This is a genomic window from Paenibacillus azoreducens (genome assembly GCF_021654775.1).
GTDB lineage: Bacteria > Bacillota > Bacilli > Paenibacillales > Paenibacillaceae > Paenibacillus_AQ > Paenibacillus_AQ azoreducens.
In genome coordinates this window covers 4287930-4307237 of the sequence record NZ_AP025343.1, presented here as the reverse complement: position 1 = coordinate 4307237, position 19308 = coordinate 4287930, and the positions used below count along the sequence as shown (strand labels likewise).

At 48.6% G+C, this 19308-nt stretch carries 19 protein-coding genes; 13 read left to right on the top strand and 6 right to left on the bottom strand.

What is annotated here, in order from left to right; all coding sequences use genetic code 11:
- The first annotated feature begins 3 nt into the window (after positions 1-3).
- Positions 4-1215, top strand: a complete 1212-nt coding sequence (locus L6442_RS18970; RefSeq protein WP_194235574.1) for a cation:proton antiporter — start codon at positions 4-6, stop codon at positions 1213-1215.
- Positions 1216-1274: 59 nt separating this feature from the next.
- On the top strand, positions 1275-2159 hold the full coding sequence (locus L6442_RS18965) for a YitT family protein (RefSeq protein WP_237099988.1): 885 nt from the start codon (positions 1275-1277) through the stop codon (positions 2157-2159).
- A gap of 69 nt (positions 2160-2228) precedes the next feature.
- Here L6442_RS18965 and L6442_RS18960 read toward each other — a convergent pair whose 3' ends face one another.
- Together L6442_RS18960 and L6442_RS18955 are read right to left on the bottom strand one after the other, a co-directional pair.
- The gene (locus L6442_RS18960) at positions 2229-2693 is read right to left on the bottom strand and encodes an SRPBCC family protein (protein ID WP_212976631.1); all 465 of its coding nucleotides are present in this window, start codon (positions 2691-2693) and stop codon (positions 2229-2231) included.
- A 329-nt stretch (positions 2694-3022) separates the two neighbouring features.
- Complete coding sequence (locus L6442_RS18955; protein ID WP_237099987.1) at positions 3023-3619, bottom strand: helix-turn-helix domain-containing protein; 597 nt, start codon at positions 3617-3619, stop codon at positions 3023-3025.
- A 225-nt stretch (positions 3620-3844) separates the two neighbouring features.
- Here L6442_RS18955 and L6442_RS18950 point away from each other — a divergent pair, with 225 nt between their 5' ends.
- The 9 genes from L6442_RS18950 (at position 3845) to L6442_RS18910 (ending at position 12376) form a co-directional block, all read left to right on the top strand.
- Positions 3845-4660 carry a VanW family protein gene (locus L6442_RS18950; RefSeq protein ID WP_212976630.1) on the top strand — a complete coding sequence of 272 codons (816 nt, stop codon included), beginning with the start codon at positions 3845-3847 and terminating at the stop codon, positions 4658-4660.
- Between the two features lie 167 nt (positions 4661-4827).
- Positions 4828-5619 carry a class I SAM-dependent methyltransferase gene (locus L6442_RS18945; protein WP_212976629.1) on the top strand — a complete coding sequence of 264 codons (792 nt, stop codon included), beginning with the start codon at positions 4828-4830 and terminating at the stop codon, positions 5617-5619.
- A 143-nt stretch (positions 5620-5762) separates the two neighbouring features.
- On the top strand, positions 5763-6104 hold the full coding sequence (locus L6442_RS18940; RefSeq protein WP_373871779.1) for a metal-sensitive transcriptional regulator: 342 nt from the start codon (positions 5763-5765) through the stop codon (positions 6102-6104).
- 437 nt (positions 6105-6541) lie between these two features.
- Positions 6542-8974 (top strand): heavy metal translocating P-type ATPase, encoded by a 2433-nt coding sequence (locus L6442_RS18935; RefSeq protein ID WP_212976858.1) that lies wholly within the window; start codon positions 6542-6544, stop codon positions 8972-8974.
- A gap of 88 nt (positions 8975-9062) precedes the next feature.
- On the top strand, positions 9063-9683 hold the full coding sequence (locus L6442_RS18930; RefSeq protein ID WP_212976628.1) for an NAD(P)/FAD-dependent oxidoreductase: 621 nt from the start codon (positions 9063-9065) through the stop codon (positions 9681-9683).
- Positions 9684-9717: 34 nt separating this feature from the next.
- Entirely contained in the window at positions 9718-9921 is a 204-nt protein-coding gene (locus tag L6442_RS18925; RefSeq protein ID WP_194235336.1) for a heavy-metal-associated domain-containing protein, read from the top strand.
- A 31-nt stretch (positions 9922-9952) separates the two neighbouring features.
- The gene (locus L6442_RS18920; RefSeq protein WP_194235335.1) at positions 9953-10192 is read left to right on the top strand and encodes a glutaredoxin family protein; all 240 of its coding nucleotides are present in this window, start codon (positions 9953-9955) and stop codon (positions 10190-10192) included.
- Positions 10193-10366: 174 nt separating this feature from the next.
- A complete protein-coding gene (locus tag L6442_RS18915) occupies positions 10367-11410 on the top strand; it encodes an acyl-CoA dehydrogenase family protein (RefSeq protein WP_212976627.1) in 1044 nt (347 codons plus the stop codon).
- A 123-nt stretch (positions 11411-11533) separates the two neighbouring features.
- Complete coding sequence (locus L6442_RS18910; protein WP_212976626.1) at positions 11534-12376, top strand: metallophosphoesterase family protein; 843 nt, start codon at positions 11534-11536, stop codon at positions 12374-12376.
- Between the two features lie 112 nt (positions 12377-12488).
- On the opposite strand, the gene L6442_RS18905 is transcribed toward L6442_RS18910, so the two are convergent.
- Positions 12489-13640, bottom strand: coding sequence for an epoxide hydrolase family protein (locus tag L6442_RS18905; RefSeq protein ID WP_212976625.1), 1152 nt, complete (start codon positions 13638-13640; stop codon positions 12489-12491).
- A 251-nt stretch (positions 13641-13891) separates the two neighbouring features.
- Between L6442_RS18905 and L6442_RS18900 the strand changes: the two genes are divergently transcribed.
- Positions 13892-14467, top strand: a complete 576-nt coding sequence (locus tag L6442_RS18900; protein WP_194235331.1) for a CGNR zinc finger domain-containing protein — start codon at positions 13892-13894, stop codon at positions 14465-14467.
- A 333-nt stretch (positions 14468-14800) separates the two neighbouring features.
- Here the strand turns inward: L6442_RS18900 and L6442_RS18895 are convergent, their stop codons facing one another.
- Genes L6442_RS18895 through L6442_RS18885 form a run of 3 tightly spaced genes read right to left on the bottom strand, consistent with a single transcriptional unit; the run spans position 14801 to position 18493 of the window.
- Positions 14801-15913 carry a Ger(x)C family spore germination protein gene (locus tag L6442_RS18895; protein WP_212976624.1) on the bottom strand — a complete coding sequence of 371 codons (1113 nt, stop codon included), beginning with the start codon at positions 15911-15913 and terminating at the stop codon, positions 14801-14803.
- Positions 15903-17000 carry a GerAB/ArcD/ProY family transporter gene (locus L6442_RS18890; protein ID WP_212976623.1) on the bottom strand — a complete coding sequence of 366 codons (1098 nt, stop codon included), beginning with the start codon at positions 16998-17000 and terminating at the stop codon, positions 15903-15905. Before L6442_RS18890 ends, L6442_RS18895 begins: the two co-directional genes overlap by 11 nt.
- Positions 17001-17011: 11 nt before the next feature.
- Positions 17012-18493: a spore germination protein gene (locus L6442_RS18885; protein WP_237099986.1), complete on the bottom strand. Its 1482-nt coding sequence runs from the start codon at positions 18491-18493 to the stop codon at positions 17012-17014.
- Positions 18494-18678: 185 nt separating this feature from the next.
- On the opposite strand from L6442_RS18885, the gene L6442_RS18880 reads away from it, so the two are divergent.
- A complete protein-coding gene (locus L6442_RS18880; protein ID WP_212976621.1) occupies positions 18679-19203 on the top strand; it encodes a cysteine hydrolase family protein in 525 nt (174 codons plus the stop codon).
- The last annotated feature ends 105 nt before the right edge of the window (positions 19204-19308 follow it).

Here is a 19308-nt window from a genome sequence, read left to right as displayed (position 1 = left end):
AGGATGGAGCATTTGGTATTTGAAATTGGTTTGGCGCTTGGACTGATTGCGCTTGGAGGGTTAATTTCGGCGAAGCTTCGCTTCTCCGTCATTCCTTTTTATATATTGATCGGGATGGCCGTAGGGCCGCATGCAATGGAACTTTGGCATTTTGATTTCCGCTTTATCGACAGCGCTCCCTTTATCGACTTTATGGGAAGAATCGGAGTCCTGTTCCTGCTTTTTTATCTGGGACTGGAATTTTCGGTCGGCAGGCTGATCAAGTCGGGACGTTCCATCGTGGTTGGCGGTTCGATATATATTGGCATTAATTTCACGTTAGGGCTGCTGCTCGGGTTTCTTAGCGGGTTTCCGTTGGCGGAGACACTAGTCATTGCCGGAATTACAACGATATCATCGAGTGCCATAGCTGCGAAGGTATTGGTGGATCTGAAACGCACGGCAAATAGCGAGACGGAAATGATACTCGGAATCATTATGTTCGAAGATGTGTTCCTGGCCGTATATATTTCCATTTTATCGGGGTTCGTGCTGAGCGACTCCAGTTCCTTGGGCGGGGTGCTGCTGTCCGCGTTAGTAGCTCTCGGATTTATGCTCGCGGTGCTTATTCTTGGACGTAAAGCTGTTCCTCTGCTGAACAAATGGCTGCGGATCCGTTCCAATGAATTGTTCGCTCTGGTAGTTTTCGGAACTTTGTTTCTGGTTGCCGGTTTTTCGGAGACCATCCATGTGGCTGAAGCGATCGGTGCGCTGCTGGTCGGATTGGTGCTGGCCGAGACGGAGCATGCCAAACGGATTGAGCATCTGATCATGCCGTTCCGGGATTTCTTTGGCGCAGTTTTCTTTTTCAGCTTCGGCTTATCCATCGATCCGATGTCCCTTGGCGGCAATGCGGTTTGGCTCGCGCTGGCTGCGGTTATCATTACCTTGATCGGTAACTTCAGCGCAGGGATGATCGCCGGACGTACGGCATCCTTATCTCCGAAGGCGTCAGCGAATATCGGCCTGACGATAGTGGCGAGAGGGGAGTTTTCCATTATTATGGCCAACCTCGGGAAGGATGGGGGATTAATGGAAATACTTCAGCCTTTTGCGGCGGTTTATGTGCTAATTCTGGCCATTCTCGGGCCGCTGTTGACCAAGCAATCCAAGCCGATTTTTATAATGTTGAACCGCTGGTTTAAGTTTAAAGACAGGCGCGTACAGCAGGAATAGGCGCTTTAAATCTCAAAAAGTCATGATGCTTCTGCTTCCAATTGCAAGGAGGGAAGGTTATGAATCGGATGATGAATGACGCCGCGAGGCCGACTAAAGAGCGGATGCGTTTTTACTCGAAAGGGAAAATGATTCTGCAGTCGGTATTGGGAGGGATAGCGGCATCGGCAGGACTCGAGTTGTTCCTGCATCCCCATGAGCTTATCGCGGGAGGCGTCACAGGGATTTCGGCTTTGGTGTCTTTTTACACGGAAAAGCATTTCGGCGTCCTGCTGCTGCTGTTCAATTTGCCGCTCCTGTTCTTATACTCACTTCTAGGCCGTAGACCGGTTCTGCTAAATGTGCTGCCGGGGCTGTTAGCTTTTGCGGGCTCGGCGGTTCTGCTTACTCCGTTACCCGCCATGAGCGGCGAACCGGTGATCGCAGCCTTGGCAGGCGGAGTATGCCTGGGAATCGGGGCCGGATTGGCGGTTAAATCGGGAGGATTGCTGGATACGTTGGGACTTGAGGAGAATTGTCAGGTCAGACCAATCGCGTTTATGCGCTTCAACCGGATATTTTTAATGAAACATCTGTTTCTCGTCTGTCATGGTGCTGTATTGATATGCGCCGGGGCGGCAATGGGATGGGAAAGAACTTTGTATTCGGCTCTGGCCTGTATAGCCGCATACGAGACATCCGCATTGATATTATGGGGGACGCGGAGATCGGTATGCGTGACATCCTCCAACCTGGAAGAGATCAGGCTTGAGATCAAGCGGAGAATACAGCTTGACACGGAAACTTCATTTCCGAACGTGGATGACAGAGACATAGAGCATGACGGTTTGCGGTACACTGTGCACGTTTTGGACATTCCGCGTTTTAAAGCGGTAGTGAAGCGGATGGATCCGGAAGCGAAAGTGGTTTTTGCCCGGCGTTTTGAGGTCGGCAGGAAAAAATAATTGCAATGACGAAGAGGCTCTCCCGAGCGGCGGTTGCCGGAGCCGCCGGGGGACAGCCTCTTTGTTATTTTAACCGCAGCAATGATCGCCTTCGCCGGATTCAACGGCAGACTTGAGGCTCACGAGGACTTGCTTCCAGGCTTCCACGTGCCAAGCTTTGGCCTCCTGCCAATCCGAGGAAGCTCCCCAGCCCGAATGCTTCATTTGAAGCCGGGTTGTATCTCCTGCACATGGCTTCAGCATAATTTCTACCCAGGTCAATTGGCCCGGAATATTCATGACGTCTGCAAATGGATCGGGTCCTTTCCATTCAAATGCAAACTGATTGGGGGCATTCATAGCGATGATGCGGCAGCCTGCCGTATTCATTCGTTTTGGATCAGCCGGGTCAAAATAAAGCTCGAAACGCCCCCCAACAACCGGCTCAACACGGGCTGCCGGAGCAAACCAAACCGTAATGAGATCAGGGTTGGTCCATGCGTTCCACACGGTATGGGGGGAAGCATCAATATGTATTTCCTGTTTGATCGTCATGTCCGTATCCTCCTTACACAGAGATTAAAAATGATCGAATCGAACTCACGCAAATATTCATCTTACCTGTTTTCTCCGCTGAATGTTTTATTTTCAGCTCGTATTATAACCGTGATAAGAAGGGACAAGTTCTTCTACTTTGCTGTGTTTCGTTCTTTTTGCTCGAAAAGGAGCAGCGGCAAATTGATGACGATGGGCGGATCAACGTCGAGAGGTTCCCGAAGCAAAATATGTACATCCAGGTTGGAGTGCCCCGTGACTTCAATTGCAGTAAGGGATTTACCGCGCAGGGAATGGGTCAGAACAAAATAATCCTTCGGATTCAGACTTCATGGAATGCCGGCAGCTAATGCATAATAAGTCCCCGAAGGAACATCGGTAAACGAGCATGTCCGCTTCTTCCGGTTCAAGGCGGTCCCCGCCGCGGGTTTTTGATCTGGAATTGGGTGCGTAAACAAGCCGACGAAAATAATGCCGCGAAAATCAGCGGGTGCTTCGATATGGCAGCGGATTTGCTGCGAAACGCTCCGATTGGACCTATGCTCTTCCAATTGCAGCTCTTCATGTTCGTATTGTCTGACATAACTGGATAAAGATAGCGAGTCAATGCTGAACTTGCGCGGTGACATGCCGACATTTGGCTTGAAGCGAGTATTGAAGGAGCCTGGACTGTGGAAGCCGACAGAAAGCAGTATTTTCATCAGCAGCGAGGGATCTTGCAGCAAGGCCGTTTTTCCCGCTTCCATCTGGAGGGCGGACAGGAAATGACGGGGCGAAATGCCTGTGACGTTCTTGAAGATCCGTACAAAATGAAAAGAACTGTAGCCAACATAAGAAGCAAGAAAACCGGAGGTAATATCCTCATCCAAATGATCTTTCATATAACGGATCGCTTTTTCTACTACGGCGGTATGCTCTTTATTCACTGCAGTCCAGCTCTTTTATGAAATATGCTGCTGCCGTAATCCGTTTTTGGTATATGCAGGTATCTAATTTAAAAATTGAGATTCGGCATATTCTTCCATATATACAAGTATGTTATCATAAATTAACGATCAACATGAAGGGGTTGCGGAGACCTTTTGCAGGCCCTTTTTACGTATGCGGAAATGCGATTGGCATGTTTCATACCGATGGGGAGAGTGGAAAGGATGGGAGCGATACAAAAACCGGTGCAGCGGTCCAAATGGAGACTTAAGCTGGGGACGACGTATTACAGGGGCAGGCGGTATTTGGAGTGGATTTTCGGTGGGGATCGGTTTGCAAAAACAAAGAATGATGAGCTTCTGCCTTACCGGATTTCCGAACACCGGACGCCGATGCTCAGACAGCTGAAAGACGTGGATATGTGGCTGCAGCATAATAAAATCACGAATCTGAAAATCGCGATGGAACGCCTGCAGGGCATTACGATCATGCCGGGAGAAACCTTTTCCTACTGGAGACTGATCGGCAAGCCTACCCGCAGGAAGGGATACGTTGATGGGATGGTTCTATTTTATGGAGGTTTCAAGCCGGGAATCGGCGGAGGTCTCTGCCAGCTCTCCAATTTGCTGTATTGGATCACGCTGCACACCCCGCTTGAAGTGATCGAAAGGCATCGCCACAGCTATGACGTTTTTCCCGACTCGAACCGGACGCAGCCGTTTGGAAGCGGAGCGACATGCGCCTATAATTATTTGGATCTCCGCATCAGAAATAACACCGAAGTGCCGTACCAGCTTCGGCTCGGCATGAAAGAAGGCGATTTGACCGGGGAGTGGAGAACGATGGCGCCGCTGCCGCACCGCTACGAAATTTATGAAAAGGAACACCGCATTTCCCAACTTTATTGGGGTGGTTATGAGCGTTACAACAGCATCTACCGTAAAGTTTTTAATACAGATGGAGAGCAGATTGCGGATGAGTTTATTACGGAGAACCGCGCGCTGATGATGTATCAGCCGTTGCTTGAGTCCGGGAATTAAAAAGTTCTATTTGCATCCAAACAAAAGAATAGAATGTTAACGATTGATTCCTCAGGTGGAAAATGTTAACTTCGAGTGTGCGGCAATTTCTGAAATTCACCAATAAAGTTGTTGTATAAGGACAAGTCGAATCAAGTTTATCCGATTCACAAGGAAGGGGACAAGCTATGAGCTTATATGGCGATGACCTGTTTAAGGGGACTGCCTCTTACTACGCCCAGTACCGTCCTGCCTATCCGTCTTCGTTGATCCGGTTTATCGTCGATTTCTTCAGATTGGACGGACAAGGGCGCATGGTGGACCTGGGCTGCGGAACCGGCCAGCTGGCGATGCGTTTCAGCGATTGGTTTGAGGAAATTATCGGTGTTGATCCGGAGGAGGAAATGCTGATGCTTGCCAGGCGCCTGTCGGATATCAACCGGCTGACGAACATGAACTGGATTCATGGCAGGGCAGAGGAGAAAGCTGCGGAGCAATCTTCCTTTCGGCTGGTCACTATTGCCAAGGCATTCCACTGGATGGATCGGGAAGCTGTATTGAATGCAGTGTATCCACGCCTTGAAGAAGGCGGCGGCATTGTCATAACTGACAATGATCAACAGGACAAGGAGCCGCTCGTTTGGCAGCAGCGCGTGGATGAAATAATGAAGGCATATCTGGGTCCGCAGAGAAGGGCGGGACAAGGTACATACACCCCTCCCAAGGAAAAATATGAGGATACGATCAGCAAATTCCCGTTTCGCAGCGTTAAGAAACATACCCTCCCGGAGTATACGCATAACTGGACGATTGAATCCATACTCGGCAATATTTATTCTACATCGTATGGCGCAAGGCATTTTTTCGGGGAAAGAATCGAACAATTCGAAGCGGAAATGCGCTCGGCTTTGCATGAGATTCATCCGGAAGGGATTTTTGCTGAACAGATTTCCGTTCAAACGATTGTGGCGCTGAAATAAAGGTGCAGCGGAAACTGGCATGGCGGCCGTCATTCATCCGGCATCAAAGCCTCTCGCCCAAAGGATTGTGAGAATGCTTTGTTTCCGTTCGCTTGCCGAGTATAATAGGGAATAAAGGTAAAGGAGGCGAGCCGATGAACACGATGCCGGAAATGATGGATGAGAACATGGAACAGAAGAAGGAAGCTTGCTGCGGCGACCATTCGGAACGGAAAAGCCATCACTCTGACAAGGTTAAAAACAGTCTTATCAGCCGTTTGAACCGCATCGAAGGTCAAGTGCGGGGCATCAAAGGCCTGATTGAAAAAGATACGTATTGCGATGATGTTCTGAACCAGATTGCCTCCGTACAATCCGCTTTAAATGGTGTGGGGAAATTGCTGCTCGAGCATCATATGAAGAGCTGCGTGGTGCAACGGATACAGGAAGGCGATCAGGAAGTGCTGACGGAACTGATGACCACGATGAACAAATTAATCAAGTAACGTATGGAAGGCCGCCGCAAGGCGGCTTTTTAACGATTACAGATTTTATAAGATCTTTGGGGTCCCCGCAAAGTAATCGGAATAGGCTCCAAAGGTCACGCGTCACTTTGTGGGGTAGAATTTCCGGGGTCCCCGCAAAGTATTTGGAATAAGCATCGAAGCATAGGCTCCACTTTGTGGGGTTATTTAAGCATGTATTTATGCTGTACAGATGAGCTTTTTATATGCGGTTAGCATAGGATGTAGTGCATATTATAGCTAATTATTCAAGGAATGGAATATTTCGCAATTAGAATAGGGTACAGGGGTACTGTAAAATATATTGACGAAATATAGGGTGAGGGGGTATACTAAAAACAAGCAAGACAATGGAAGACATTGTTAATGCGATGATGGATTCGTTTATAAAAACTTTGATCATATTGGAGTGAATGATGATGGAGGCAGCTGCTACGAAACAGCAGAAGCAAACGACGCTGCAAATTACCGGCATGACTTGCGCGGCATGCGCGAACCGGATTGAGAAAGGCTTGAACAAACTGGAAGGCGTTGATGGTGCGAACGTGAACTTCGCTTTGGAAAGAGCGAGCGTGACTTATGACCCCGAACGGATCGGACCGAGCGATCTGGAAGCAACCATTCAGAAGCTCGGTTACGGCACGGCGAAGGAAGTAGCCCATTTGAAGCTTGAAGGGATGACCTGCGCGGCATGCGCAACCCGGATTGAAAAGGGACTAAGCAAGCTGTCGGGCGTATCCAGCGCTTCCGTTAATTTCGCAATGGAAACCGCGACCGTGGAATATGCTCCTGGTGAAATCTCCGTGGCGGATATGCAAAATAAAGTCAAGCAGCTTGGGTACAAAGCGATCACCGCGGAAGAGAAAGATGAGCAAAAAAACGGCAAGGACGACGGAATCCGGAAACAAAAACGAAAATTGCTGATTTCGGCCATCCTGTCCATTCCATTACTTTGGTCGATGGTCGCTCATTTTTCCTTTACTTCATGGATTTATTTGCCGGATCTCTTCATGAATCCATGGTTTCAGCTGATACTGGCAACTCCGGTGCAGTTTTACATCGGGAAGCCGTTTTATGTGGGGGCCTACAAAGCGCTCCGCAACGGCAGCGCCAATATGGATGTACTGGTATCGTTGGGAACTTCGGCGGCGTATTTTTACAGCCTGTATCTGACGATTGATTGGTACGCTAGCGGAGGCGGAATGCACAACGGTCCTTCCATGTATTATGAAACGAGTGCCATTCTGATCACGCTTGTTATTATGGGTAAATTGTTTGAGTCACTGGCCAAGGGGCGTACGTCAGAAGCCATCAAATCCTTGATGGGACTGCAGGCCAAAACGGCGCGGGTGATCCGAGACGGTCAAGAGCTAACGGTTCCGGTAGAAGAGGTCATTGCCGGCGATATCGTCATGATCCGGCCGGGGGAGAAAGTGCCGGTGGACGGCGAGGTGCTGGAAGGCGAATCATCGATCGATGAATCCATGCTGACCGGCGAAAGTTTACCGGTGGAGAAGAAGGCTGGCGATCCGGTCATCGGTGCGACGCTGAACAAAAACGGCGTGTTAAGAATCAAGGCCACCAAAGTGGGCAAAGAAACTGCACTAGCCCAGATCATCAAAGTTGTAGAAGAAGCTCAGGGCTCCAAGGCGCCGATTCAGCGGATAGCCGATATCATCTCCGGTATTTTTGTACCGATTGTCGTCGGCATCGCGGTCGTGGCATTCCTTGTCTGGTACTTCCTCGTTACGCCAGGGGATTTTGCCTCTGCGCTTGAAAAAGCGATTGCCATACTTGTAATTGCCTGCCCATGCGCGTTGGGTCTTGCCACGCCAACCTCGATCATGGCCGGCTCCGGGCGCGCAGCAGAGCTGGGCATCCTGTTCAAAGGCGGAGAACATTTGGAACAAACGCATAAAATCGATGCGATTATTTTGGATAAAACGGGTACGGTCACGAAAGGCAAACCTGAGTTGACGGATGTCATAGCCGAGGGAGATGAGCAGGAATTCCTCAAACTGGTCGGCGCGGCAGAGAAAAATTCGGAACATCCGCTTGCCGAAGCGATTGTGGCTGGCATTCAGGAGCGAGGACTCTCGCTTCCCAATACACAAACGTTTAAAGCGATTCCGGGTTATGGCATTGAAGCCGCAGTCGAAGACAAAGGGCTGCTGATAGGCACCCGCAGATTAATGGAGAAATTCGGCGTCTCGGCATCCCATGCTTATGAAGTGATGGCACGTCTGGAGGAAGCCGGAAAAACAGCCATGCTTGTCGCAATAGATGGCGAGTATGCCGGTATGGTAGCTGTCGCCGACACCATTAAGGAAACTTCGAAAGAAGCGGTCAGCCGCTTGAAGGCAATGGGGCTTCAGGTCATCATGATTACCGGTGACAACGAACGTACCGCCAAGGCTATCGCTGCACAGGTCGGCATCGATCATGTCCGTGCCGAGGTACTGCCGGAAGGTAAAGCGGAGGAAGTGAAGAAACTGCAGGCGGAAGGTAAAAAGGTAGCCATGGTCGGTGACGGCATCAATGACGCGCCCGCTCTTGCAACAGCGGATATCGGGATGGCGATTGGCACAGGAACGGACGTGGCGATGGAGGCAGCGGATGTCACGCTTATGCGCGGCGATCTGTCGAGCATTCCGGATGCCATCTACATGAGCCGCAAAACGATGGGCAACATCAAGCAAAACCTGTTCTGGGCGCTTGGTTATAACACGCTGGGCATTCCGGTTGCGGCACTCGGACTGTTGGCGCCTTGGATCGCAGGTGCTGCAATGGCATTGAGTTCCGTCTCCGTCGTGTTGAACGCCCTTCGCCTGCAGCGGGTTAAGATTCGATAATCATCCGGATAAGGGTAAATCGACAAATTAAAATACGGTACTATCCTATTCCATCCGTAATGCCAAGATTAGACAAGGGAGAATTGCCATGGCGGAAAAGACAAAAATTGCGGTGTCGACACCTATTCAGATTGGCGGGAATGTTATTACTCCGGATCAGCTCGCGGCGATTGCTGCGGCTGCAGGTTCGGATGCCCACATTGAAATCACGCCATTCAGACAGATTTATATCGAGATTCCAAGCAGCGAGACTGCACGGATTGAGAAAGAACTGCTTCGGGCTGGACTGGAGATTTACCCGGCAGGATCCGTAATCAAAGGCTTGATCGCCTGTCAGTTTTGCAATGGCGCCGAATCGGCGGGCCTGCGTACAGCCCAATCCATTCATAAGGCGGTGGCCGGCATTGAAACGCCGGCTCCGCTGAAGATCGGTTATGCCGGATGCGCGCTTGGAACAAGCGAACCTTTGCTTAAAGACATTAGCGTTGTCAAAATGAAAGACACATTCAGCTTATACATTGGAGGAGAACCGAAAGGCATCAAAACGATATTCGCCGAACTTCTGGTTTCGGGGCTGGAAGAAGACGAAGTCATTCCAATTATCGAAAAAATCCTTGATTTGTATAAGTCGGGTGCTAAAGGCAAAGAGAAGTTCAGTAAATTCGTCCACCGGATGACGGTTGAAAAGATCAGGGAACTTGTATGCTGATCCCGTGATTCCGCTTGAAAGGAGGTGTAAAACTATGCAAAATGCTACGATTAAAGTTACCGGTATATCCTGCAGCTCTTGCGTCCGCAAGATTGAAGGCGCGCTTGAAGAAATCGGCGTTAAGGGCAGCGTGAATTTGTCCGAAGGTCAAGTGGATGTATCTTATGATGACGCTAAAGTCAAGCTGGCCGAGATTGAAGATGTCATTCGCGGCAAAGGATATCAGGTTGCTCACTGAAGGGGCTAAAGCCAACGAAGGAGTGAATGAGATGCAAAGATCTGTTAAGATCTACACAATATCTACGTGCAGTGATTGCCATCAGGCCAAACGTTATTTCAAGGAACATAACATTGATTTCGTAGAATATAATTGCGAAGAGGATACGGTTTATGCCGAGGAGGTCCGGGAACTGACCGGTATGCAGACTGTTCCGACGATTGTGATCGAAGACAGAGTGTTTGTCGGCTTTGCTGAAAATTTCAAGGAAATCACGGCACTGTTAAGTTAAGATATCCATTTATCTTGAACATATATATAAATCGGCCGGTTCGTTCGCCTATGAGGGAGTGAACCGGCCGATGTTGTATGCAACACTTTAAAGCCGCATGCTGCCCGTTCATGTTAAAATAAAGTTTAATGACTGTTAACACACTATACATACATGAAGGAGAGCGGTGGAAACATGGGATTTACGCAGCAGGAAATCGGCATCATCCGCAGCCAATCGGTGCAGATGGAACGCGGGGGAGCAGTAACGCCGGAAGTTTTGCAATACATATACGATAAAAAATTATTTCATTTGTTTGTTGCGGATGATCTGGAAGGGAACATGACGCCGCTGCCTGAAGCGATCCGCATTTTTCAGGAATGCTCACGCATCGACGGTAACTTCGGTTGGATCGTGACGATCGGTGCAGGAGGCGGATATTTTGTCCCTTTCATGACGGAAGCGATCGGGCGCAAGGTTTATGCCCGTTCGGAAGCGGTGATCGCCGGTAGCGGCGCAACGACGGGAACGGCCCGCAGGGCCCTTGGCGGTTATGTCGTGAATGGCCGCTGGAAATATTGCAGCGGTTCGACGCATGCCACGACGTTTACGGCGAATGCGGTATTGGAGCAGGAGGGCCGGGCGATATCATCGGAATCTCCGCAGTTGGTCACTCTGATCATGAATCCCGATCAGGTACGGATCGATCACGATTGGAACAGCTTTGGGCTTAAAGCTACCGCTAGCCACAGCATGGTGGTGACCAATGCCTTTGTGCCGGATGAAATGACGTTTTCGTTTTCGGAATACCGCTCGCATCAGGATGAATTGCTGTATAAATACCCGTTTTTGGCATTTGCTCAGACTTCCTTCGCCGGTGTAGCCATGGGGCTGGCGGATCATTTCCTGGAAGCGTCCGAAGCATTGCTGCGGGAGCGCGGAAATGAACGCGGGCTGGAACAGCTTTATAAGAAACAAGAGGATTTTGCGCGTCAAAAAGATGCATTTTACAGCGTGTTGGACAAATCCTGGGAGGAGCTGGGGCGGAAAGGAAGTTTGCCGCCTGAAATGGAGCAGCGTATATCAAGCGAGTGTATTGCCGCAGCCAAAGCCTCTTTGGATTGCGGGTTAAGCCTGTTCCCGATGCTGGGGTTGTCGGCATGCATGGAAGACACGGAAGTTAACCGAACCTGGAGGGATCTGCAGACGGCATGCCAGCATGCATTGCTTAGAGGATGATTTCGCTTCATTAAATCTTTCTTTTACAAATTATGCCCATACACTTAACGGACAAATGATAATTGCCTCTTATGATGTTAATAGGAAGAAATCACCCGTATGGGCGTAAAGGAGAGAAGAAAGATGAGATTGGCTTTGGTTGGGGATTTGCATTATCACGAGATCGACCGGTCGATTCCGGGGCTGGCGGAGGCCCGGACCGCTTTCTATCGCCATGTGTTGGATCAGTTTCTGGATTTGGATGCGGATTTGTACATTTCGCTCGGAGACCTTACCAATTTTGGCTTAACATCGGAGCTTGAAGAGGTATATGCGCTTTTGGCGCGCCAAGGCAAAAAATTCATCCATGTTCTCGGCAATCATGATCTCTACGGCCAGCCGCGACAGGAAGTGCTGCGGATTACGGGACAAAAGCGGTACCACGTGCTGGATACGGAAGAAGCCATGCTCGTGTTCCTTGATACGGCCAAAGAGATGGATTTTAAGGATTGGGGCGGCTGGCTTGATTTTGAGCAGCTGGAGTGGCTGGAAAGCATGGTCGTCGCGTCCCATGAAAAGCCGCTTTTGGTGTTTGGACATCATCCGGTATACCTAACCACCGCGGGTTCGGAGCGGGAAAAAGGCTCGATTCATCCGGCTAACGATATGTGGAGCATTCTGAACCGTAACAAAGGCATCGGCATTTATTTTAACGGACATACGCATATGGACTCCATTGCACAGCGGGAGGAATGGTCATTCGTGCAGCTGTCCGCCTGCCTGGATCAGCCGGGATTCCGGCTTGTGGACATCGGGAATAAAGCGATCCGGATTTCGGCGGTGGATGTTAGCAATCCGGAAGTGCTTGAACATGCGCAGCTGCTCCATCAACATATCAAGCATTTTACTCCGACCTTAAACGCCCGCGGGCAAGATCGGGACAGGGAACTAGTGGTGCAGCTATTAAGCGAGACGAATGTACTATAATGCGAGAATCGTAAAGTAAGACGTAAATATCCCTGAACTCATCGGCATCGATGGGGATCAGGGATGTTTTCTCTATGAGAGATGATGGCTTCGTATAAGAAGGGGCGAAATCTTACCGGAGTTTTTTAAAGAAAGATCTGATGTTCCCGGCCACGAGCTGCGGCTGCTCAGAGGCGACGAAGTGCCCGCCTGTATGCAGTTCTTCCCAGCTTTGGATGTTCGGGAATAATCTTGCGACATATTCCTGGGGCGGACGTTCGTTTGCTTGTGTGGCATTTAGGGAAACGCCGATAGGAATTGACGAGATATCATCCGGACCGGGCCACTTCGTATGTTTGCCTTCAAAATAAAAGCGGTTCGACGAATTGATGGTTTGGGTATACCAATAGATGGAAACATGGGCCATTAAGTCCTCTTGACTAAAATGCTGCAGCAAATTCCCGCTTGGCGGGCTTGTCCACAAATACCATTTTTCCAATAAAAATGCAGCCAGTCCGGCAGGAGAATCATGTAAAGAATAGGCAATCGTCTGAGGTTTCGTGCCAAGGATGTGGGCGTATCCCCCTTCCTCGCTATACCACTGCCTGCAAACGTCCAGGTACTTTTGTTCGGCAGCCGTTAACTCCGCGCCTGGAGCAATAAAAGGACTCGGATTGCCTGGTGAGGTCGTATGGTACCCAATGACATTGTCCGGATAGTCAAGGCACAACAAACCTAAAATGCTGGCGCCTAAATCATAGCCGTGGGCGGCAAAGCGGTCATATCCCAGTTCTTGCATTAATTTGGCCAGTATGCCTGCAGCCCGCCTGTCTTCGAAAGCCGGAGTTAACGGGATCTGCGAGAAACCATGTCCCGGTATCGAAGGGATCACCACATCAAAAGAATCTTCGGGATTCCCGCCGAATTCCTCCGGATGCGTCAAATAGGGAATGAGATCGAGCATTTCATAAAAAGTGCTTGGCCATCCATGCGGAATCAGAATCGGCAAGGGATTGGCGCCATTTCCGCGGGCATGAACGTAATGAACGTCCAATCCGTTAATGCGGGCGATGTAATTAGGATAAGAGTTGATCTTTTTCTCGATTTGCCTCCAATCGAATTCATGCCTCCAATAATGGACCATCTCTTTCACAAACGGAAGCGGAATACCGTATTCCCATGTTGAACCAGGGATTTGGTCAGGCCAACGCGTGAAATCCAAACGGCGGTTAAGGTCCTCAATTTCTTTTGGGTCTATCCGGATCGTAAAAGGTTTAATTGGCATGCGCATTGCTCCTTAAGTTTTATTTGAAGAAATCGTATGTACTGGATATCGCAGCGTCCGCTCTGATAAACTGTAAAACGTCAGAACATGGGCAATGATTCCGCTGCAGTGAAGTGTAATGATGTAAATAGAGCGTTTTTCTCGCAAGTCTGTTGCGGTTTAATAATGACCATTAAATATATTTTAATAGTCATCTAACCGTTAAACGTATTTTAAAGGTTATGGATAGATTGGTCAATAGGAGTGTTAGGATGGGAACTGATTTTGAAGAACTGGAAATGATCGCAGATTTCTATAATACTCATGATCGGCGTATGCGTTTTGAGAATGATCCGGGCGTCGAGCATTTGAATCGGCCTGAGGATCTCAAGCGTTGGTTGGAACGTTACCATCTGATTTCAAAAGAGGACGAAGTGAACGACCAGGATCTGAATATAGCGATTCAACTTAGAAATGAAACAAGGAAAATGATTGTAAATAATGTGTTTGACGGTCAGGGGGATGCGGCAGATACGCTAAAAGAGCTGAATGAACTGTTAAACAGCTTCAACTTTACTTTTCGTTTTACCGGAGAGCATGAGGAACTGCTGCCACTGCAGCGTGGGGGAAGGAAAGGGCTTGGACATCTGCTTGTTTTGATCTTTGAACTGAGGAGGCAAAAGATGTGGAACCGGATTCGGGTATGCTCGGCGGCGGATTGCCAATGGGTGTTTGTGGACCGGTCACGGCCAGGGACGGGAAAATGGTGCACCATGAAAGCCTGCGGGAATCGGGCGAAAAATAAAGCATACAGGGAGCGAAAAAAGACAGAAGGGCATTCATGCTAACGAAATTGAGACACGCTATAGCTTCAAAAACGAGGTTAAATGAAATGTAACGAAACTACAGATCGTTATCTTGGGGAAAAACAGCGTATTTGGCGTTAAAATGGATCAATAGCGATACCCAGTTTCGTTAAAAATTTCTGAGGTTTGTTTTGGCGTAAATAACGATTGCTAGTTTCGTTAGCGAATGTTTGCAGTACGAAAGAGCATCCTGCGAATCGAAAAATGGATGAATAAAAATAACGCTTTCAGAAAAAATGCATGACGCCGAAATAAAAATCGATAACGGAGTTCGGAAATCAAAAAAGCAGAGACTATAACTCTGCTTTTTTGATGTTAATGAAGCAGCTTGCCGTAATCCTTGATGCGGACATGAACCTGAACTGAAATGTCCGCATCCGCGTAAACCTTTTTCCAGTCCAATTTGCTCCATGTTTCATAGGGGATTTTATTCCGTACATATTGCCCGATTCCGAGCGCATCGGAATGTTTCATCTGCATCATATGCAGCAGCGATTCGCATTTGGCCTGGATGGCATCTCTCATTTCTCGCTCCAGTTTGCGCTGGTCGGCTTGCTTTTTCATGTCCAGATCTCCTATATATTCGAGCAGGGAGCCTTCAAGTTGGATATGCAATGACGCTTTCAGCTGCTTGTTGTTTGCCAGTCCTTTGGCGGAGAGAATCTCAACTTTCCGGCGGCTGCTTAAAAACTGCAATGCCGCTTGTTCGCCGTCATCATGATTTTTCTTCAAATCGATATATAAGTCTCCGGCCTTGACATTATGATGCAGCAGTCCGAAATACATGCGGTCATCAGGCCGGATTTTGCCCACAAATCTGTCGCCGTCAAATAGGGCGATGCCATTGATCATGAGGCTTTCTTTTTGTTCCTTTAGAATCGTGGTCACCGGATCAATGCCGTCATCATAATAGTCTCTGGAGAAAGAATATAGGTCCGAATTGGGGATTTCCCCGTTGGCCGATTCCGTCCGGATCAGCGCATCGATGTATTCACCTGCTGTCGGTCCCTGAGGATAATCGTTCCGCTGCAGCAGATGATGAGGATCCGTTTCGGCAACAATAATATGCAGCCTTGAACCGATAGAAGGGTCCCTAATTAGGGAATCCAGGTGTTTCCAAATCCCTTTTTCGGCGAGTTTTTCCCCAAACAGCACCTGACGCAGCTGTCCGTTTACAAGTTTGCGGTTGTTTTGCCTTGAAAAATACATTTTGGCGTTTTTATCCGATTTGGAAGCGGTCGAATAAACGATGGCATCCTTATGATTGGATTTGGGAATGCTGATGGTCACCCGCAGCAGGTTTCTATCTTCGTCGCCTGCCGAATCATAGGCAATGGTCCGGATAAATCCCGTCTGTTCCAATATATGTTCGTCCTTGCAGCCGCTTAACACGAGTAAAAGCGCCAACAATATCAGCCTAGCTTTCATTGTTCGGCATCTTTCCTTTCAGCTTGAGATATTGAAGAGCGCAAATCAGAACCGCCGGAATCGAGAAGGCCAGGATCACTTCGATGTACAATACTTTTCTTAGCAGCAGCTCCGATTGCGCGAGGTATTTGGGGAAAAATCCGACAATAAACACCATCAGGACGATGGCAAACTCAATCCCTTTTCCTTTGGCACGGGGTAAAGTTTGCTTCAGGGATGACAGGGCCGCAAAGCAGAACATGAGGGTGACGATCAGGTTGCCCAATACAAAAATAACGAAGACGAGATTCTCGATCCGGTTGATAAAGGAAAATTCCATAAAACCGAGCAGATCAAGCACGGGATACAGCAGCGACTGAATTTGATCAAAACTGAAAAACCCGAAAGAAACCACAATCAGCAGAAGAAGGGCGGACGTAATCATCCAATGCCCAAGATAAACCCCGCGAAACAGCTTGCTTTGCTTATTGACATAAGGGAAAAGAAACAGGCAAAATTCATAACCGACAAATGAAGTGTAAACTTCGAGCCAACTGTGCAATGAATGGCCTTGTTTCGCGTCTTTGAACAGATAGGTGGTGAAGCGCACGCTTTCCCATTCCCTAAAATGATAAAAGGCCAGAAATACAACCCACACTGACATATAGAAAAAGATGGTGTTTGCTTTGCTGATGCTGTATATGTCTTTGATCAGCAGATAAAACAGCATCAAGCAGAATAGCAGAAAGATCAGCATCGGGTTGGTTGTCTGAAACGATATCATCTGGAAAATCAAAAAAAAGTTTTTGCCTATAAACGATGCCGTCACGATCCAGAACAGGGCCAAAGCCCAATATACCGGGTAGGTTACGGTCTTCGGGAGCATGCTATCCATGATTTCAAAGGCGGAAGCGCCCCGGCCCATTTTATAAACGATCTGATACAAGAAAATATTGAACGTGGCTATAACCGCCAGCCCCAAGTAGCCGATCCATCCATTTGTTCCGATATTTTCGGCTACGAGCCGGGGCAGATTAAACAAGGTGATGTTCATTTCCGTGATGTAAATGAGCAAGGTGATGTGGAAAACATTTAATTTTTCTTTCATGTGATTCACCGCTATTTTCGCATTTTATTCGTTGACTGATTTTCGGTCTTAACGATGGACGGCCTTTTTCTTAATCCCCAGAACGGACCCCTGATGAAGGTATCCAGCAAATCGGAAAAATTCATCGGCGCTAGCGGTGTCAAATAGGAGGTTCCCAGATTTCTTATGCCGGCCAGATGAATGATCACGAGACCGATCCCCATGATCAGCCCCAAATTCCCGAGAACTCCCGCCAAAATGATAAGTCCGAAACGGATCAGCCGGATGGATGCGCTCATAATATAGCTCGGAATGACGAAGGACGCGATGGCCGAGGTGGCGACGGCGATAATCAGGATGTTGCTTGTGAACCCTGCTTGCACCGCGGCCTGACCGATCACGATGCCGCCTACGATCCCGATCGTTTGCCCGATTTTCGTAGGGAGCCTTGCGCCCGCTTCTCGCAGCAGTTCGCTGGTCGTTTCCATCAATAACGCTTCCAGCAGCGGCGGAAACGGGACTTTGGCTCTGGATTCGGTTAAGTTAAGCAGCATTGTATGCGGAATCATCTCGTAATGAAAGGTCGTCACTGAGACGTAGAATCCCGTAAAGCCTATGGTGATCAGAAAACCGATAAAACGAAGCACTCTTAATGCCGAACCCAGCAGCCAACGCTGGTAGTAATCATCTGCAGACGAGAAAAAATCGAAAAAATTGTTCGGACAACAAAATGCGGCCGGGCTGCCGTCCACAAATCCTATGATTCTGCCGCCGATGAGCTTGGAAATAATCGAATCCGGCCGTTCGGTCGTCATGAATTGGGGAAAGATCGAATTCGGATTTTCCTCAATCAACTGTACGAGCATATTGGAGTCCGTAATGGCATCAAATTCGATATTTTCAATCCGCCTGGCGAGCTCGTCCACCAGTCCCTGATTGGCGATCCGGTCTATATAGGCTAACACGACCTCGGTTTTGGCGATTTCCCCGACCTCGAAACGGATGATTTTCAAATGGGAGCTTTTGATTTTTTTGCGAAGCACGCCGATGTTTTGGGATATATTTTCGACAAAGCCATCATGGGGACCGGAAATGACGCTTTCCGTCTCCGATTGCGAAATCGTCCGGCCGACAGGCTCTGAAATGTCAACCAGGTACGTTTGCTCCTGGAAAAAGATCGCCGCTTTGCCTCCCAATATCCCCTTGATGCATTCTTTCGAATCGGTAACTAGAGTGTATTGCGACCGCTTTAAAATCTTTGCGGCTTCCTCTTCGCCTGCATCCGAAAAAGGGAGGATGATTTCACGCATGATTTGATCCGCACCGGCCAAAAAAGTCAGATATACGATATGTATTTGACACTCGGGGTAGGTGCGCTGCACCAGGTCAAAGCAATTTTGAAACTGGTCGAGCGTATGCTCCAACGTAGGTCTCTCGTTTTTAATTTCTGTTTTGACCGTTTCCCTTTCAGTCGCATGATCCTGAGTGAACAAAAACTGCGATAATTTCTGCATAAAACCCATATAAACACCTCGAGGATAACTTTTCCCGGGGCTTTAGCAAATATGCATTTTTTTGAAAAAGAGAGGGCGTATAAAATATATTTACACGGAACATATGTTCTTGGTAATATGAGAATTGATAGATAAAAAGATAGTACACCAAGGGACGACAAATCATGAATAGGGAGGATTGTTTCATGCAGAACAAAGCATTACTTGTGATTGATGTCCAGGCAGGCATGTTTCCGGAAAGCGATCCGGTATATGAAGGCGAGGTTCTTCTGGAGAGGCTGCGGACGCTGCTGCATAACGCCAGATCCTGCGGTGTTCCCGTGATTTACGTCCAGCACAACGAGGGACCCGGTGAGCCTTTGGAAACCGGAACCTCAGCCTGGGGGATCCACCCGTCCATCGCACCGGCGCCGGAAGACGCCGTTATTCAGAAATTCGTGCCGGATTCGTTTCATGAAACGAACCTGCAGGAAGTGCTGGCAGGAAAAGGAATCGAAAAACTTGTTATTGCCGGAATTCAAACGGATGTATGTGTTCAAACGACCAGCCGCCGTGCCAATCAATTGGGATACGAAATTACCGTCGCCGAAGATGCCCACAGCACTTGGGGACAGGAAGGCCGCACTGCCGCGCAAATCATCATGGAATACAATGAACTGTTCCGTCAATTTGCCAAGGCGGTCAAGACGGAGGAAGTCGAATTTTGCTAGTACATGCTTTACGATGAAAAACCGCAATGCCACAATCTTGCTTTTCTATTCCCAAAATCATTCTTCATGGCGATAAAAGGGGTATACTGTGCTTGAAGAGGTGAT

What these genes read in the sequence shown, in the direction of transcription:
- L6442_RS18965 (WP_237099988.1), top strand. Translation starts at nt 1,275, where the DNA reads ATGAATCGGATGATGAATGACGCCGCGAGGCCGACTAAAGAGCGGATG.
- L6442_RS18970 (WP_194235574.1), top strand. Translation starts at nt 4, where the DNA reads ATGGAGCATTTGGTATTTGAAATTGGTTTGGCGCTTGGACTGATTGCG.
- L6442_RS18920 (WP_194235335.1), top strand. Translation starts at nt 9,953, where the DNA reads ATGCAAAGATCTGTTAAGATCTACACAATATCTACGTGCAGTGATTGC.
- L6442_RS18925 (WP_194235336.1), top strand. Translation starts at nt 9,718, where the DNA reads ATGCAAAATGCTACGATTAAAGTTACCGGTATATCCTGCAGCTCTTGC.
- L6442_RS18960 (WP_212976631.1), bottom strand. Translation starts at nt 2,693, where the DNA reads ATGACGATCAAACAGGAAATACATATTGATGCTTCCCCCCATACCGTG.
- L6442_RS18900 (WP_194235331.1), top strand. Translation starts at nt 13,892, where the DNA reads ATGGGAACTGATTTTGAAGAACTGGAAATGATCGCAGATTTCTATAAT.
- L6442_RS18950 (WP_212976630.1), top strand. Translation starts at nt 3,845, where the DNA reads ATGGGAGCGATACAAAAACCGGTGCAGCGGTCCAAATGGAGACTTAAG.
- L6442_RS18895 (WP_212976624.1), bottom strand. Translation starts at nt 15,913, where the DNA reads ATGAAAGCTAGGCTGATATTGTTGGCGCTTTTACTCGTGTTAAGCGGC.
- L6442_RS18890 (WP_212976623.1), bottom strand. Translation starts at nt 17,000, where the DNA reads ATGAAAGAAAAATTAAATGTTTTCCACATCACCTTGCTCATTTACATC.
- L6442_RS18880 (WP_212976621.1), top strand. Translation starts at nt 18,679, where the DNA reads ATGCAGAACAAAGCATTACTTGTGATTGATGTCCAGGCAGGCATGTTT.
- L6442_RS18915 (WP_212976627.1), top strand. Translation starts at nt 10,367, where the DNA reads ATGGGATTTACGCAGCAGGAAATCGGCATCATCCGCAGCCAATCGGTG.
- L6442_RS18945 (WP_212976629.1), top strand. Translation starts at nt 4,828, where the DNA reads ATGAGCTTATATGGCGATGACCTGTTTAAGGGGACTGCCTCTTACTAC.
- L6442_RS18910 (WP_212976626.1), top strand. Translation starts at nt 11,534, where the DNA reads ATGAGATTGGCTTTGGTTGGGGATTTGCATTATCACGAGATCGACCGG.
- L6442_RS18885 (WP_237099986.1), bottom strand. Translation starts at nt 18,493, where the DNA reads ATGCAGAAATTATCGCAGTTTTTGTTCACTCAGGATCATGCGACTGAA.
- L6442_RS18905 (WP_212976625.1), bottom strand. Translation starts at nt 13,640, where the DNA reads ATGCCAATTAAACCTTTTACGATCCGGATAGACCCAAAAGAAATTGAG.
- L6442_RS18935 (WP_212976858.1), top strand. Translation starts at nt 6,542, where the DNA reads ATGGAGGCAGCTGCTACGAAACAGCAGAAGCAAACGACGCTGCAAATT.
- L6442_RS18940 (WP_373871779.1), top strand. Translation starts at nt 5,763, where the DNA reads ATGCCGGAAATGATGGATGAGAACATGGAACAGAAGAAGGAAGCTTGC.
- L6442_RS18930 (WP_212976628.1), top strand. Translation starts at nt 9,063, where the DNA reads ATGGCGGAAAAGACAAAAATTGCGGTGTCGACACCTATTCAGATTGGC.